Source organism: Xylophilus sp., from assembly GCA_009914555.1.
Lineage (GTDB): Bacteria > Pseudomonadota > Gammaproteobacteria > Burkholderiales > Burkholderiaceae_C > WNDY01.
Genome location: WNDY01000012.1, coordinates 74,781 through 88,720, shown reverse-complemented (window position 1 = coordinate 88,720; position 13,940 = coordinate 74,781). Strand labels below are relative to the sequence as shown.

Annotated in this window: 14 protein-coding genes and 1 pseudogene; 10 read left to right on the top strand and 5 right to left on the bottom strand. The window is 71.6% G+C overall.

The annotated features are described in order from the left end of the window. A pseudogene (locus tag GAK38_RS23895) lies at positions 1–2,082 on the bottom strand (membrane-bound PQQ-dependent dehydrogenase, glucose/quinate/shikimate family); the annotation flags it as partial. Between the two features lie 205 nt (positions 2,083–2,287). Here GAK38_RS23895 and modB point away from each other — a divergent pair. Genes modB through GAK38_RS08480 form a run of 4 tightly spaced genes read left to right on the top strand, consistent with a single transcriptional unit; the run spans position 2,288 to position 5,074 of the window. Beyond that, complete coding sequence (gene modB, locus GAK38_RS08495) at positions 2,288–2,974, top strand: molybdate ABC transporter permease subunit (RefSeq protein ID WP_325343205.1); 687 nt, start codon at positions 2,288–2,290, stop codon at positions 2,972–2,974. Between the two features lie 22 nt (positions 2,975–2,996). Continuing rightward, on the top strand, positions 2,997–3,761 hold the full coding sequence (gene modA, locus GAK38_RS08490; protein ID WP_325343203.1) for a molybdate ABC transporter substrate-binding protein: 765 nt from the start codon (positions 2,997–2,999) through the stop codon (positions 3,759–3,761). Next, on the top strand, positions 3,758–4,555 hold the full coding sequence (locus GAK38_RS08485; protein ID WP_325343201.1) for an ABC transporter ATP-binding protein: 798 nt from the start codon (positions 3,758–3,760) through the stop codon (positions 4,553–4,555). The genes modA and GAK38_RS08485 overlap by 4 nt, the downstream gene beginning before the upstream one ends. A gap of 9 nt (positions 4,556–4,564) precedes the next feature. Then, positions 4,565–5,074 carry a dihydrofolate reductase gene (locus GAK38_RS08480; protein ID WP_325343199.1) on the top strand — a complete coding sequence of 170 codons (510 nt, stop codon included), beginning with the start codon at positions 4,565–4,567 and terminating at the stop codon, positions 5,072–5,074. A 61-nt stretch (positions 5,075–5,135) separates the two neighbouring features. On the opposite strand, the gene GAK38_RS08475 is transcribed toward GAK38_RS08480, so the two are convergent. Further along, a complete protein-coding gene (locus GAK38_RS08475; protein WP_325343197.1) occupies positions 5,136–6,737 on the bottom strand; it encodes a glucan biosynthesis protein in 1,602 nt (533 codons plus the stop codon). 247 nt (positions 6,738–6,984) lie between these two features. Between GAK38_RS08475 and GAK38_RS08470 the strand changes: the two genes are divergently transcribed. The 3 genes from GAK38_RS08470 to GAK38_RS08460 all read left to right on the top strand — a co-directional run bounded on the left by GAK38_RS08470 (position 6,985) and on the right by GAK38_RS08460 (position 9,240). Continuing rightward, positions 6,985–7,953, top strand: coding sequence for an aldo/keto reductase (locus tag GAK38_RS08470; RefSeq protein ID WP_325343195.1), 969 nt, complete (start codon positions 6,985–6,987; stop codon positions 7,951–7,953). A gap of 100 nt (positions 7,954–8,053) precedes the next feature. Beyond that, positions 8,054–8,647 (top strand): chromate transporter, encoded by a 594-nt coding sequence (locus GAK38_RS08465; protein ID WP_325343193.1) that lies wholly within the window; start codon positions 8,054–8,056, stop codon positions 8,645–8,647. 2 nt (positions 8,648–8,649) lie between these two features. Next, the gene (locus GAK38_RS08460) at positions 8,650–9,240 is read left to right on the top strand and encodes a chromate transporter (RefSeq protein WP_325343191.1); all 591 of its coding nucleotides are present in this window, start codon (positions 8,650–8,652) and stop codon (positions 9,238–9,240) included. Between the two features lie 60 nt (positions 9,241–9,300). Here GAK38_RS08460 and rlmB read toward each other — a convergent pair whose 3' ends face one another. Beyond that, the gene (gene rlmB, locus GAK38_RS08455) at positions 9,301–10,065 is read right to left on the bottom strand and encodes a 23S rRNA (guanosine(2251)-2'-O)-methyltransferase RlmB (protein WP_325343189.1); all 765 of its coding nucleotides are present in this window, start codon (positions 10,063–10,065) and stop codon (positions 9,301–9,303) included. Positions 10,066–10,185: 120 nt separating this feature from the next. Here rlmB and GAK38_RS08450 point away from each other — a divergent pair, with 120 nt between their 5' ends. After that, positions 10,186–10,806, top strand: coding sequence for a DUF502 domain-containing protein (locus tag GAK38_RS08450; RefSeq protein WP_325343187.1), 621 nt, complete (start codon positions 10,186–10,188; stop codon positions 10,804–10,806). Positions 10,807–10,811: 5 nt separating this feature from the next. Here the strand turns inward: GAK38_RS08450 and GAK38_RS08445 are convergent, their stop codons facing one another. Beyond that, positions 10,812–11,423 (bottom strand): cysteine hydrolase family protein, encoded by a 612-nt coding sequence (locus GAK38_RS08445; RefSeq protein ID WP_325343185.1) that lies wholly within the window; start codon positions 11,421–11,423, stop codon positions 10,812–10,814. A 117-nt stretch (positions 11,424–11,540) separates the two neighbouring features. On the opposite strand from GAK38_RS08445, the gene GAK38_RS08440 reads away from it, so the two are divergent. Continuing rightward, on the top strand, positions 11,541–12,470 hold the full coding sequence (locus GAK38_RS08440) for a LysR family transcriptional regulator (protein ID WP_325343183.1): 930 nt from the start codon (positions 11,541–11,543) through the stop codon (positions 12,468–12,470). 7 nt (positions 12,471–12,477) lie between these two features. Here GAK38_RS08440 and GAK38_RS08435 read toward each other — a convergent pair whose 3' ends face one another. Continuing rightward, a complete protein-coding gene (locus tag GAK38_RS08435) occupies positions 12,478–13,212 on the bottom strand; it encodes an ABC transporter ATP-binding protein (RefSeq protein WP_325343182.1) in 735 nt (244 codons plus the stop codon). A gap of 19 nt (positions 13,213–13,231) precedes the next feature. Here GAK38_RS08435 and GAK38_RS08430 point away from each other — a divergent pair, with 19 nt between their 5' ends. Next, positions 13,232–13,861, top strand: coding sequence for an arylesterase (locus GAK38_RS08430; RefSeq protein WP_325343180.1), 630 nt, complete (start codon positions 13,232–13,234; stop codon positions 13,859–13,861). Positions 13,862–13,940: the final 79 nt, after the last annotated feature.

Here is a 13,940-nt window from a genome sequence, read left to right as displayed (position 1 = left end):
TTGGGGATCGTGGGCAACGCCGCCGTTCGGGCGGCTATCGCTGCGTTCTTCGTTTTCGTCTTGCTCGTCGGCATACATGCTCCTCATTGACATGCTATGCCTCACACACAAAATTTCGGACAGGCTCTTCTCCATCGGCACCGCCCCCATCTCGATGCCGCTCGCGTTGCTGGGCATTTTCTCGCGCGGGATCTGGTGGTTGGCCAAGCCCAGGCGCATGTCGTTGACAAACATGTAGCCCGTGGTCGGATCCACTGAGACGCCCCCCCAGTTCATGCCTCCCAGCGATCCGGGCATCTGCAGCGCCGCATCGAGCCCCGGCGGCGTGTAGACCCCCTGGTGGCGCATGCCCTTGAACTGGATGCGGCAGAGCAGCTGGTCGAACGGCGTGGCGCCCCACATGTCCGATTCGTGGAGCACGCGGTTGCCGAAGGACGGCATGCCGACCGAGAAAGGCTGCGTCGGCGAATAGCGTTCACCCGGAAGATTGCCGGCCGGAACGGACCGCTCCTCGACGGGCGAAAGGGGCTGGCCCGTGGCGCGGTCGAGCACGAAGATCTCGCCCTGCTTGGTCACCTGGATCAGCGCCGGCACGGCGCCTGCCTTGCCGTCGGGCAGATCGTAGAGCAGCGGCTGCGCGGGCAGGTCGAAGTCCCAGAGATCGTGGTGCGTGGTCTGGAAATGCCAACGGGGCCGGCCCGTGTGCACATCCACGGCCACGATGGAGGAGCTGTACTTCTCCTCCTCCGGCGTACGGTGCGCGCCCCAGAAATCCGGCGTGGCGTTGCCGGTGGGCAGATAGACCAGGCCCAGTTTCGGGTCGAAGGCCATCGCGGCCCAGACGTTGGGCGATCCGCGGGTGTAGGTCCGGCCTTCGGGCGGAAGCCCGGTGATGTCCGGATTGCCGGAATCTCACGCCCAGGCCAACTGGCCCGTGTGCACGTCGAAGGCGCGGACCACGCCGGACGGCTCGTCGGTGGACCAGTTGTCGGCCACGCGGCCGCCGACGATCACGTAGCGATCGGCAACCAGCGGCGTCGAGGTCTGCTGGTACCACCCGTCGGTGATCCTGCCCATGCCGGCCGAAAGATCCACGGTCCCGTGCGCGCCGAAGCCCTCGCAGGGCTTGCCGGTATCGGCGTCGAGCGCGATCAGCCGCGCGTCGATCGTGGGCAGGAAGAGGCGGCGGCGGCAATCCGCGGCGGCCGCGCCCGTGCCCGGGGCGGATGCCGGCGCGGCTGCGGCGGGCGCATCCTCGAAGTAGCCGAGGCCCCGGCAGCGCTGCCAGTTGGGCGAACGCGCGCGCGCATCGTACTTCCAGCGCTGCTCCCCGGTGTCCGCGTCGAGCGCGAGAACCTTGCTGTAGGGCGTGCAGACATAGAGCGTGTCGCCGATCTGCAGCGGCGTGTTCTGGTCCTCCGCGCCGGAACCGTTGCTCTGCGGAATGTCGCCGGTATGGGCCGTCCAGGCGACCTGCAGCTGCTGCACGTTGCCGCGGTTGATCTGGTCGAGTGCAGCGAAGCGCGTTCCCTGCTCGGTCCCTGCCCAGGCCGCCCAGTTCTTCTGCCCGCCGCCCGGCGGCACTGGCACGGGCCCGGCCGCCGTCTCGGACGCGGGGACAACGTTCTTCGGGAAAAACGCACTCGCGGCCGTGGCCGCGAGCGCCACCGCAAGCACGGCCGCCACGGCAGCCGGCGCGCCGCGCGCCGGCCTGCGCCCCGCGGAACGCACCAGCTCCGGATAGGCGAGCGCCAACAGCAGCCCGATCACGCCGAACGCGAACAGCCGGGAAACCAGCGGCCAGAACGCCAGCCCCACGTCCCAGAGGGCCCAGACGATGGTCGCGGCATAAACCACCGCGTAGAGCCATGCGCCGCTCGGCCTTGCACGCAGCACGAGCACGCCCGATACCAGAAGGAAGATGCCTGCGACCAGGAAATACCAGCTGCCGCCCCGCGCCACGAGAAAGGCGCCGCCGACGGCCAGGAACAGGCCGGCGAGCGCCACCAGCAGGCCGATCGCGTAAATGCCCCACCGGCGCGCGCCTCGAGTAGACCTGGATGGTTCTGTCTTCGCTTCCATGCGCATCCCTTCTTCGCTGTTGCTTCCATTGGCGTACGCCTGCGGCGGGCACCGCAGGCAAGACGGCACTTGCGCTGGCATCCTATTCCATTGCCAAGGCCCCCGGCTGCGGCGCCGCCGAACAGCCATCGGCCGAATGCGCCCATCACCCGCCGGACGGAAGCGATCCCGGCACGCTGCCGCGTGCCACAATCGTCGTATCCGCATGAATACGACGCCCTCCATCATTCCTTCCGGTATCGACTGGTTCCCGGTCGTCCTGTCGCTCAAGGTCGCCGCGGTCGCCACCGTGGTGGCGCTGGTGCTGGGCATCGCCCTCGGATGGACCTTCGCGCGCAAGCGCTTCTTCGGGCGCAGCGTGCTCGAAGCCGTCTGCATGCTGCCGCTGGTGCTGCCGCCCACCGTCATCGGCTATGCCGTCCTCGTGGCCGCCGGCCGCCGCAGCCCGCTGGGCCGTTGGCTGCGCACCCATCTCGACTACACCCTCATCTTCACCTGGCACGGTGCGGTCGTCGCCTCGGCCGTCGTCGCGCTGCCGCTGGTGGTCAAGTCCGCCAGCGCGGCCTTCGCGGGCGTGGACCGCACGCTCGAAGCCGCCGCCAGCACGCTCGGCCAGTCGCGCGCCGGCGTCTTCCTGCGCGTGACGCTGCCGCTGGCCTGGCCCGGCATCCTGGCCGGCGCGCTGCTGGCCTTTGCCCGCGCGATGGGCGAGTTCGGCGCCTCGCTGATGGTGGCCGGCTCAATCCCGCACCAGACCCAGACGCTCTCGATGGCCATCTACGACGCGGTGCAGGCCGGCAAGGACGACCTCGCGCTGGTGCTGGTGCTGGTCACGTCGGTGCTGTCGGTCGCCGTGCTGGTCGCTTCGAACCGCTTTTTCTCCCTTCGTTGACCCACCCTCAAGGAAACTTCCCATGCGCCTGTCCCGCCTCCTGTCCCGCCTCCTGTCCACCCTCGTCGTCGCCCTCGCCCTGCCGCTGGCGGCCGCCGCCCAGCAGCTCACTGTCTCGGCTGCGGCCAGTCTGACCGATGCGTTCAAGGAGCTGGGGCCGAAGTTCGAGGCGGCTCATCCGGGCGCGACGCTGCGCTTCAACTTCGCCGCCTCGGGTGCCCTGCTGCAGCAGATCTCGCAGGGCGCGCCGGTGGACGTGTTCGCCAGCGCCGACCAGGAGACGCTGGACCGCGCCGTGGCGCAGAAGCTGGTCGATCCGGCCACGCGCCGCAACTTCGTGACCAACAGCCTGGTGCTCATCGAGCCGGCCCAGGGCGGCGCGGGCGTGAAGTCGCTGGCCGACCTGCGCGGCCCGGCGGTGCGCAAGATCGCCGTGGGCAAGACGGCCACGGTGCCCGTGGGCCGCTACACCCAGCAGGTGCTCGACGGCGCCGGCCTCTGGGGGCCCCTGGAGCCGAAGTTCGTGCAGGCCGACAGCGTGCGCCAGGTGCTCGACTACGTGAGCCGCGGCGAGGCGGAAGCCGGCTTCGTCTACGCGACCGATGCCGCCATCGCCAGGGACAAGGTGCACGTGGTGCTCACCGCCTCGGGCCACACACCCGTGTCCTACCCGGTCGCGGTGGTGGCCGACAGCAAGCAGCCGAAGCTGGCCGCCGACTTCGTGGGCTTCCTGACCGGCGAGCCGGCGCAGCAGATCCTCGGCAAGTACGGCTTCGGCAAGCCTTGAGCCGGATCGACATCGACATCGACCTGTCGGTGGCAGAAGGCCGCCGGCGCTTCGACCTGTCCGCGCGCATCGCGACCGACGCGCCGTTCGCCGCGCTCTACGGGCCGTCGGGCGCAGGCAAGTCGCTCACCCTGCAGGCGGTGGCCGGGCTGCTTGCGCCCCGGCGCGGGCACATCCGCATCGGCGGGCGCACGCTGTTCGATGCAGCCCGGGGCATCGACCTGCCGGCCGCCGAGCGGCGCGTGGGCTACCTGTTCCAGCACTACGCGCTGCTGCCGCACCTGAGCGTGCGCGACAACGTCGCCTTCGGCCTCACGACCTGGTGGCGCCGCCGGCCGGCGGCGGCGCAGCGCGAGCGGGTGCGGGGCTTGCTTGATGCCTTCGGTCTCGCGGCGCTGGCCGAGGCGCGGCCGCGCACGCTCTCGGGCGGCCAGCAGCAGCGCGTGGCCCTGGCGCGGGCGCTGGCCTGCGAGCCCCGGGTGCTGCTGCTCGACGAGCCCTTCGCCGCGCTCAACCCGCTGCTGCGTGCCGGCCTGCGCGACGAGCTGGCCCGCGTGCGGGCGCAGTGGGACATCCCGGCGCTGATGGTCACGCACGATGTGGACGACGTGCTGGCGCTGGCCGACGCGGCCTTCCTCTATGCCGACGGCCGGGTGCACCGCGAGATCGACCTGCACACGCTCGGCACCCGCGACCATGCCCTGGAGGCGCTCGGCGCCGCCGCGCACAGCGACTCGCCGCTGCAAGCCCGGCTGCGCGATCTGCTCACCGCCGGCGGCGAACGCCCGGTGTAGAGTCGGCGGATGCCTGCCGCCGCACTCCGCCAGCCCCGCGTCCACCTGATCCTCGCCCGCGCCGCCAACGGCGTGATCGGCCGCGACAACACCATTCCCTGGCACCTGCCGGAAGACCTCCGGCGCTTTCGCCGGCTGACGCAGGGCTCGCCGGTCGTCATGGGCCGCCGCACCTGGGATTCGCTGCCGCCGAAGTTCCGCCCGCTGCCGGGCCGGCACAACGTGGTCGTCACCCGCCAGGCCGGCTGGCAGGCCGAGGGCGCGACGCGGGCCTCGGGCCTGGACGACGCGCTGGCGCAGCTGGCCGGCAGCGACGACGTCTGGATCATCGGCGGCGCACAGATCTATGCCGAGGCGCTGCCGCGCGCCACCCGGGCCGAGGTGACGGTGATCGAGCGCGACTACGACGGCGACGCCTGGGCGCCCGAGCTGGGGGCCGGCTGGACCGAGGTGGCGCGCGAGTCGCACGTGTCCGCCGACGGCCTTCCGTTCAGCTGGGTGACGCTCGAACGGGCCTGAATACTCCCGCCCTCATCAGCCCCTAGTGCACGGCTGGCGCACGTTAGGGGCATATACTCCCTCAGCCCACGCGGAGCTGGAACAGCCAGGTCTCCGACAGCGTCTGCTCACCGTTCCTCAGGTAAAGCCGGATGTCCACCGGTCCCGGCCCGGCCGGCGTGAAGTCGAACTGGGCCCGCCAGTGGCCGGCGATGCCGTCGGGGATGGGCTCGGTGAACACGTACGAGAACGTGCCGGTGGCCGCGGTCAGCACCGCCTCGGGCTTGACGCCGAAGGGCAGCTGCGCGAGCGGGCCGCCGTGGAAGTCCACCATGAACTTGCGCACGCCCTGCGGCCGCGGCTGGCCGGGCTGGCCGCCGCGGCCCAGGCGCGTGGCGGCCACCTCGGCCAGCGCCGATGCGTAGGGTTCGCGGTCGGTCCAGTGCAGCTTGTAGCGCAGGTCGTACTGCGCGCCGGCCTTGGCGGGTGCGGCCGGCACCCAGAAGGCGGCGATGTTGTCGTGGATCTCGTCGTCGGTCGGTATCTCGATGAGCTGCACCGCGCCCTGCCCCCAGTCGCCCACCGGCTCGACCCACAGGCTCGGGCGGCGCTCGTAGTGCACGCCGTCCTGGTAGTGGTCGAAGGCGCGGTCGCGCTGGAGCAGGCCGAAGCCGCGCGGCGTGGCGTCGCCGAAGGCCGAGGCCGTGGTCTGCGGCGGGTTGTTCAGCGGGCGCCAGATGCGCTCGCCGCCGCCGGTCCACAGCGCCAGGCCGTCGGAATCGTGCACCTCCGGGCGCCAGTCGATCGCGGCCGGCTTGGCCGTCTCGGAATACCAGTACATCGAGGTCAGCGGCGCAATACCCAGCCGCAGCACGTCGCGCCGCAGGAAGAGCCGGCTCGCGATGTCCATGCGCACCGCCTTGTCGCGCGTGATGGCGAAGCGGTAGGCGCCGGTCACGCTCGGGCCGTCGAGCAGCGCGTGGACGACCACGGTGTTGCCGCCGTCGGCCGGCGGCTCGAACCAGAAGGCGGTGAAGTTGGGGAACTCCTCCGGCCGCTCCGGCTGGGCCACGTCGATGGCGACGGCGCGGGCCGACAGGCCGTACTGGTACAGCTCGCCGATGGCGCGGAAGTACGACGCGCCGAGGAAGGCCACCCAGTCGTTGCCGCGCCAGTCGAGCCGGCTCTGGTCGCCGGTGCGGCTCTCCTGGAAGCGAAAGCCCGCGAAGCCCGCGCCGGCCGGCAGCTGGCGTGCCGGGCTGTCGGCCGGCATGTCGAAGTAGTTGGGGTCGTACAGCACCTCGCGCGCCGTCCAGTCGCCCTCGCCACCGCGCGAGAGCGCATGCATGTGCACCGGCACCGGGAAGAAGCGGCCGAGATGGAAGAAGGTGACCGGGAACGGCCCCGGCCCCTCGCGGAACAGCGCATAGTCGGTCTTGTACCTGAGCTTGCCGTGCTGCTCGTAGTCGATGCGGTCGAGCACGTCGCGCGGCAGCGGGTTGTTCTCGGCATAGGGTTTGGCGGCCAGCGCCTGGGCCTGCGCCACCAGGCGGTCGAAGGAGAACGGCTGCGGATTGCCGAAGCGCAGGCCGGGCCGCAGCGCGCCGGAGGAGGACGTCTGGCCGAAGGCCGACAGGGCCAGCGTGGCGCTGCCGGCGGCGATGAAGGTGCGTCGATCGAGCATGTGCCGAAAAACGTGGCGGGACGCGGCGTGCCCGCGGGAGTGGTCGAGCGGCCATGCTAGGGACAGGCCGGCGCGCCCCTGCCGCAAAGCGTTTCGGCGCTGCGGATTCGATAGCACATGCGGCCAGCGTGCTTTACCCAAACGAGACATTCGTAGCAGACCCGGCGCAGACAGGGAACAATGGACCCGCGGGCCCGCGCGGCCTCCGTCCCTCCTCTCCGACTCCACTGATCAAGGAAAACGCACCATGACCACCTTGCGCGCCCTCGGCCGCTCCGGCCTCGACGTCTCCCCCCTCGCCTTCGGCGGCAACGTGTTCGGCTGGACGGTGGACGAAGCCACCTCGTTTCGCCTGCTCGACGCCTGGCTGGACGCGGGCTTCAACTTCGTCGACACCGCCGACGTGTACCCGCGCTGGGTGCCCGGCAACCAGGGCGGCGAGTCCGAGACCATCATCGGCAAATGGCTGCGCAAGTCCGGCCGCCGCAGCCAGCTGGTGCTGGCCACCAAGGTCGGCAAGGACCTGGGCGACGGCAAGGTCGGCCTGCGGCCCGAGTACATCCGCCAGGCGGTCGATGCCTCGCTCAAGCGCCTGCAGACCGACTACATCGACCTCTACCAGTCGCACGACGACGACCGCAGCGTGCCGCTGGAGGACACGCTCGGTGCGTTCGCCGACCTGATCCAGGCCGGCAAGGTGCGCGCCATCGGCGCCTCCAACCACAGCGGTGCGCGACTCGCCGAGGCGCTGGAGACCAGCAAGCGCCTGGGGCTGCCGCGCTACGAGAGCCTGCAGCCGCTCTACAACCTCTACGACCGCGCCGGCTACGAAACCGACCTGGAGCCGGTCGTGAAGGAGCACGGCATCGGCGTCATCAACTTCTACGCGCTGGCCGCGGGCTTCCTGACCGGCAAGTACCGCAAGCCCGAGGACGCGGCCAAGAGCAAGCGCGGCGAGAAGACCGTCGCCACCTACCTCAACAAGCGCGGCCTGCGCATCCTGGCCGAACTCGACGAGATCGCCGCGCGGCTGGAGGCCACGCCCGGCCAGGTGGCGCTGGCCTGGCAGATCGCCCGGCCGTCGATCACGGCGCCGATCGCGAGCGCCTCGTCCATCGAACAGCTGCAGGAACTGGTGAAGGCGGCGCAGCTGGAGCTGGACGCCGAGGCCATCGAGCAATTGGACCAGGCGAGCGACCAGCAGCAATCGGCCTGACCCCGGCAGGGCGCCCTGGCCCCCAGGGGAGGGGGCAAGGCGCCGCGCTGCGGTTGCCACGTATGGGCGCGGCGGGCAGGGGTCCGGATAATCCGGCGCCATGCCCTCGCCGCCCGTCCCCCCGCCCGCCGCGCTGCCGGTGGAGCGGCTGCGCCCCCACTCCCTGCCCGAACTCTTCATCGCCTTCACGCTGCTCGCCCTCCAGGGCTTCGGCGGGGTGCTGGCCGTCGTCCAGCGGGTGCTGGTCGAGCAGAAGCGGTGGATGACGGATGCCGAGTTTATCGAGGACTGGGCCGTCGCCCAGGTGCTGCCCGGCCTCAACGTGGTCAATCTGGCGGTGATGCTCGGCGACCGCTACTTCGGCCTGCGCGGCTCCATCGTCGCCGTGGCCGGGCTGATCGTCTGTCCGCTCGCGCTGCTCATGGTGCTGGCGATGGCCTATGCCCGTTTTGCCGGCCACCCCTCGGTGGCCGGCACGCTGCGCGGCATGGGGGCCGTGGCCGCGGGGCTGATCACCGCCACCGGGCTCAAGCTGCTGCCGGCGCTGCGCACCCATCCGCTGGGCGTGCCGGTCTGCGCCGTCTTCACGCTGGCCTGCTTCGCCGCCATGGCGCTGTGGCGGCTGCCGCTGGGCTGGGTGGTGCTGGCGCTCGGCCTGCCCGTGTGCTTCCTGACGTGGCGCAAGCTCGGCTGACCATGCAGATCACCGTGACCTGGGCCGATTGGCTGCACCTGCTCACCTACTACATGGGCATCTCGCTCATCGCCGTGGCCGGCGCGATCTCGGCCATTCCGGACATGCACCGCTTCCTGGTCGAGCGCCAGCACTGGCTGACCGAGGCGCAGTTCACCGCATCGGTCACGCTGGCCCAGGCCGCGCCGGGGCCGAACATGCTGTTCGTGGCGCTCATGGGCTCGAGCGTGGGCCTCAACTCCGCCGCCGGCGGCGACCTGGCCGGCTGGCGCAGCGGGCTGCTGGGCCTGGGCCTGGCGCTCTCCGGCGTGGTGCTGCCCAGCGCCAGCCTGTGCTGGGTGGCCACGCGCTGGGCCCGGCGCAACAGCCACCGCCGCTCGGTGCGCGCCTTCCGCCAGGGGCTGGCGCCCGTGGTCGTGGGGCTGATGGTGTCCACCGGCTGGGTGCTGGCCGCCGGCAACGGCGACTGGCGCCACGAAGGCGCCCGCTGGGCGCTGGCCGCCGCGGCCACACTGGTGGCCTGGCGCACGCGCATCCACCTGCTGTGGATGCTCGGCGTGGGCGCGATCCTCGGCGCGGCCGGATGGGTCTAAGGGGGTATATTCCCATAGCGGGCGGCTCACGTGCGCTACAGGCTTATATCCCGGCCTGTATCAGCCGATCCGCTGCCTCAGCGCCTCGAACAGACAGACGCCGCTGGCCACCGACACGTTCAGGCTCTCGACCGCGCCCTGCATCGGGATCCTGACGAGTTCGTCGCAGGTCCTGCGGGTGAGCTGGCGCATGCCGTCGCCCTCGGCGCCCAGCACCAGCGCGACCGGCTGCTTCAGGTCGGCCTGGTAGACCGAGCGTTCGGCATCGCCGCTGGTGCCGATGCAGCGGATGGCGCGCTCCTTGAGTTCGCCCAGCGTGCGCGCCAGGTTGGTGACCATGAAGTACGGCACCGTCTCGGCCGCGCCGCTGGCCACCTTGGCGACCGTGGCGCTGATGCCGGCCGCATGGTCCTTGGGCGCGATGACCGCCTGCGCGCCGGCGCCGTCGGCCACGCGCAGGCAGGCGCCGAGGTTGTGCGGATCGGTCACGCCGTCGAGCACCAGCAGCAGCGGCACGCCGCCGGCTTCCTCCAGCCCGTCGAGCAGGTCGTCGAGACTCCTGGCCCCGGGCAGGGGCTGCACGCGCGCGGCCACGCCCTGGTGGCCGTGGCTGCCGGCGAGCCGGGCGATGCGCAGCGCGTCGGATTCGATGAGCCGGGCGCCGGCCTCGCGCGCCCGGTCGAGGAACTGGCGCATGCGCGCGTCGCGGCGCGTGCCTTCGAAGTGGATCTCGACGATGGACTGGGGTGCGGTCTTCAGGCGCACGCCCACGGCATGGAAGCCGAACAGCACCTTGGCGGAAGAGGAGGAGGAGGACGACGACATAGGTGCGGGATTATCCCGCCGCGTCGCGCCGGCGCCACATGCGACGCTTTGCAACGTGTTGGCGCGGCGCACTGCTATCCTGCGGACTGCCCCTGATTCGCCGGCCAACGCCCTCCTCCCGTGGCCCATCCACTCGTCAAGAAACTCGCGCAGTACTTCGTGCGCGGCCTGCTGGCCGTGCTGCCCATCGGGCTCACGATCTACCTGATCTACATCTTCCTGGCCTGGTCCGACAGCATCGCGCGCTGGCTTACCTACCCGATCGTCGGCGACACCTACATCCCCGGCCTGGGGCTGATCTTCGCCGTCATCCTGATCGGCGCGCTGGGCTTCGTGCTCTCGCGCGACCGGGTGCGCCGGCTCGCGTCGCTGATCGAGTTCCCGTTCACCAACCTGCCGGTCGTCAAGAGCATCTATTCGTCGCTCAAGAGCTTCGCCGACTACTTCGCTCCCAAGCACGAGGCGGCGGCGCAGCAGGTGGTCGTCGTGCGTTTTCCGGGCGGCGGACTGGAGATCATCGGCCTCATCACCCGCGCCTCGCTCTACGGCCTGCCGGCCGGCGTGACACAGGAAGACCGCGTGGCCGTCTACCTGCCGATGGGCTACATGATCGGCGGCTACACCGTCTTCGTGCCGCGCGCGTGGACGGTGCCGATCGACATGACGGTGGAGGAAGCCAGGCGCTCCTCGCTCATCGCCTGGATGAGCCACACCGCGGCGCCACCGGCCGGCGGCAGGTAGGCCCTTCAGTCGGGGATCGCCGCAGGGCCTTCCACGACGACGGCGAACAGGTCGGCCAGCGCCGCCAGCGCGGCGGCCTGCAGCGCGGCCGCGCTCACCACGCGGCCCTCGGGGCCCGGCAGCGCCCGCGTCGCTGTGGCGCTGGCCGGCACCGTCACCGCATAGTCCAGGTTGAAGGCGCCGCGCGCGGTGGAGTTGATGCACATGTGCGTCATGAAGCCCGCGACCACCAGGTCGCGCCGACCGATGGCCGCCAGCCGTTCCTGCAGATCGGTGCCGACGAAGGAGTTCGGCCGCTTCTTGCGCACCACCGCCTCGCCCGCGCGCGGCGCCACCTTGTCGGCGATCGCGCCGGTCTCCGCGCCGACGTCGTAGGGCGAGCCGGAGCCGCCGTCGTGCTGCACGTGGATCACCGGCGTGCCCAGCGCGCGGACGCGGCGCAGCAGATCGGCGGCGGCGTCGAGCGCCGGCTCGATGCCTTCGAGTGCCATGACGCCCGTGCGGTAGGTGTTCTGCGCGTCCACCAGGATCAGCACGGAATGGGACAGCGGCGCCGGCGCGGCGGGCAGGCCGGCCAGGCTGCGCAGGGTGCGGGAAGCGGAAGCAGTAGCGGTCATCGGAACGGAACCTTCAAGGAACTAAGGAGGAAGGCATCGTGGCACGCCGGCCGCACGGTGAAAATACGCATCCCTGCCGCCACCTCCTGCAAGTTTGCAGGCCCCCCTCCTGAACCGATGAACTGGGACGACCTGCGATTCCTGCTGGCCCTGGGCCGCGAAGGCAGCCTGGCCGCCGCCGCCCGCGCCCTCGGCGTGGACCAGACCACCGTGGCCCGCCGCCTGCGCGCGCTGGAGCAGGCCCTGGGCGGCGCCCTGTTCACTCGCGCCGGCGCCGCCGGCTGGAGCCCCACGGCCATGGGCGAGCGGGTGCTTGCGCGCTGCACCCGTATCGAAGCCGACGTGGCCGGCCTGGTGCACCTGGCCGCGTCCGAGCGGCAGGCGGTGCAGGGCCGGGTGCGCATCACCACGGTGGACCTGCTGGCCAGCGCCTTCCTGCTGCCGCGCCTGCCCGCGCTGCGGCGAAGGCATCCGGCCCTGGAGATCGAGCTGGTCACCGCCAACGAGAACCGGGGCGTGGGCCGCAGCGAAACCGACATCGCGCTGCGCCTGGCCCGGCCCGGGGGCGGCGACCTGCGCATCCGCCGCCTGGTCGAACTCGGCTTCGCCTGCTACCGCGCGGCCGGGACCGATGCTCCCGACGCCTGGGTGGCCTACGACGCCGGCCTGTCGCACACGCCCGAGATGCGCTGGCTGGCCCGCCAGCCCGGCGAGGCGCCGCGCATCGTGATGCGCAGCAACAACGCCGCCGTGCTGGCCGGCGCCGCCGCGCAGGGCATGGGCCGCGCACTGCTGCCCTGCTGCGTGGGCGACGCCTGGCCGGGCCTTGCACGCGACAGCGGGCCGCAGCCGGTGCTCGTGCGCGAGGTCTGGATGCTGCTGCACCGCGATGCGCGCGCCCATCCGCGCATCGCCGCCGCGGCCGACTGGCTGGCCGAGCGCTTCGCCGAGGGCGCGGCGCTGCTGCGCAATGGCACCGGGGCAGAGGCGCTGGGGTATGCGTCGCTGGCGGGCCACGGCAGGGCATCAGCAGACGGTAACCCCTAAGGTATCTTCAGTCTCCCGCCACGCGCCCGGCCTCGATCGTGATGCGCCGCTCGCAGCGCGCCGCGATCGCGCGGTCGTGGGTCACCAGCACCAGCGTCGTGCCCTGCTCGCGGTTGAGCTCGAACATCAGCTCCATCACCCGCTCGCCGGTGGCGAAGTCGAGGCTGCCCGTGGGCTCGTCGGCCAGCAGCACGGCCGGCTGCACGACAAAGGCGCGCGCCAGCGCCACGCGCTGCTGCTCGCCGCCGCTCAGCACCTTCGGGTAGTGGCCCAGCCGCTGGCCCAGGCCGACGCGGCCCAGCATCTCGGCGGCGGCACCGCGCGCGTCGCGCCGGCCCGCGAGTTCCAGCGGCAGCATCACGTTCTCCAGCGCCGTCAGGTTGCCCAGCAGCTGGAAGTTCTGGAACATGAAGCCCACCTTCTGGGCCCGCAGCGCGGCGCGGCCATCTTCGTCGAGCGCGAACAGGTCCTGCCCGGCCAGCCGCACCGTGCCGCGCGTGGGTACGTCGAGCCCCGCGATGATGGACAGCAGCGTGCTCTTGCCCGAGCCGGAGGCGCCGACGATGGCCGCCGTCTCGCGCGCGGCCAGGCGCAAGTCGATGTCGCGCAGAATGTCGAGCGTGCCGGTCGCGTCGGTCACCGACTTGAAGACGTGCTCGACCGATACCACCGCCGCGGCGGGTACCGCCCGGGCGGCGGCAGCGGGTGGCGGGACGGCATCGGCGAGCGGCGGATAGGACATGGAAACAATGCAGCAGAGAATGGATCGACGTCACTTTATCCTGAGCACGGCGGCCGCCGGTTGCGCAACGGCGTGGGCGCAGTCGCCGCGGCCGCCCGCCATCGTCGTCGTCGGCGATTCGCTGAGCGCCGAATACGGCCTGGCGCGCGGCAGCGGCTGGGTGGCCCTGCTGCAGAAGAAGCTCCGGCAGGAAGGCCGCCCGGAGCGGGTGGTCAACGCCAGCATCAGCGGCGACACGACGGCCGGCGGCCGCGCCCGCCTGCCCGCCCTGCTGCGCCAGCACCAGCCGGCCGTCGTCGTGATCGAACTCGGCGGCAACGACGCCCTGCGCGGCCTGCCGCTGGAGAGCACCGCGGCCAACCTGTCGTGGATGACCGAGGCCGCCCAGCAGGCCGGCGCCCGGGTGCTGCTGGTCGGCATGCAGGTGCCGCCCAACTATGGCGCCGACTACACCCGCCGCTTCGCCAACGTGTTCGCCGACGTGGCCAGGAAGTACCGGACGGCGCTGGTGCCCTTCCTGCTCCAGGGCGTGGCCGACGGCGACGACCCGCGCGCGCCGTTCCAGGCCGACGGCATCCATCCGAAGGCCGAGGCGCATCCGCGCATGCTCGGCAACGTGTGGCCGGTGCTGAAGGGACTGTTGAAGTAGTCCTACGGACGGCGGCAGGCCGCTCCGGTAGCCTCCCCGGATGATTTGCCCCGACACCACGGCTTTTTCGTCGCGTCTT

Bases quoted from the DNA above. Each gene is read 5' to 3' on its own strand.
- GAK38_RS08440 (WP_325343183.1), top strand. From the start codon at position 11,541: ATGAACTGGGACGACCTGCGATTCCTGCTGGCCCTGGGCCGCGAAGGC.
- GAK38_RS08465 (WP_325343193.1), top strand. From the start codon at position 8,054: ATGCCCTCGCCGCCCGTCCCCCCGCCCGCCGCGCTGCCGGTGGAGCGG.
- rlmB (WP_325343189.1), bottom strand. From the start codon at position 10,065: ATGTCGTCGTCCTCCTCCTCCTCTTCCGCCAAGGTGCTGTTCGGCTTC.
- GAK38_RS08435 (WP_325343182.1), bottom strand. From the start codon at position 13,212: ATGTCCTATCCGCCGCTCGCCGATGCCGTCCCGCCACCCGCTGCCGCC.
- GAK38_RS08480 (WP_325343199.1), top strand. From the start codon at position 4,565: ATGCCTGCCGCCGCACTCCGCCAGCCCCGCGTCCACCTGATCCTCGCC.
- modA (WP_325343203.1), top strand. From the start codon at position 2,997: ATGCGCCTGTCCCGCCTCCTGTCCCGCCTCCTGTCCACCCTCGTCGTC.
- GAK38_RS08475 (WP_325343197.1), bottom strand. From the start codon at position 6,737: ATGCTCGATCGACGCACCTTCATCGCCGCCGGCAGCGCCACGCTGGCC.
- GAK38_RS08430 (WP_325343180.1), top strand. From the start codon at position 13,232: ATGGATCGACGTCACTTTATCCTGAGCACGGCGGCCGCCGGTTGCGCA.
- GAK38_RS08445 (WP_325343185.1), bottom strand. From the start codon at position 11,423: ATGACCGCTACTGCTTCCGCTTCCCGCACCCTGCGCAGCCTGGCCGGC.
- GAK38_RS08470 (WP_325343195.1), top strand. From the start codon at position 6,985: ATGACCACCTTGCGCGCCCTCGGCCGCTCCGGCCTCGACGTCTCCCCC.
- modB (WP_325343205.1), top strand. From the start codon at position 2,288: ATGAATACGACGCCCTCCATCATTCCTTCCGGTATCGACTGGTTCCCG.
- GAK38_RS08460 (WP_325343191.1), top strand. From the start codon at position 8,650: ATGCAGATCACCGTGACCTGGGCCGATTGGCTGCACCTGCTCACCTAC.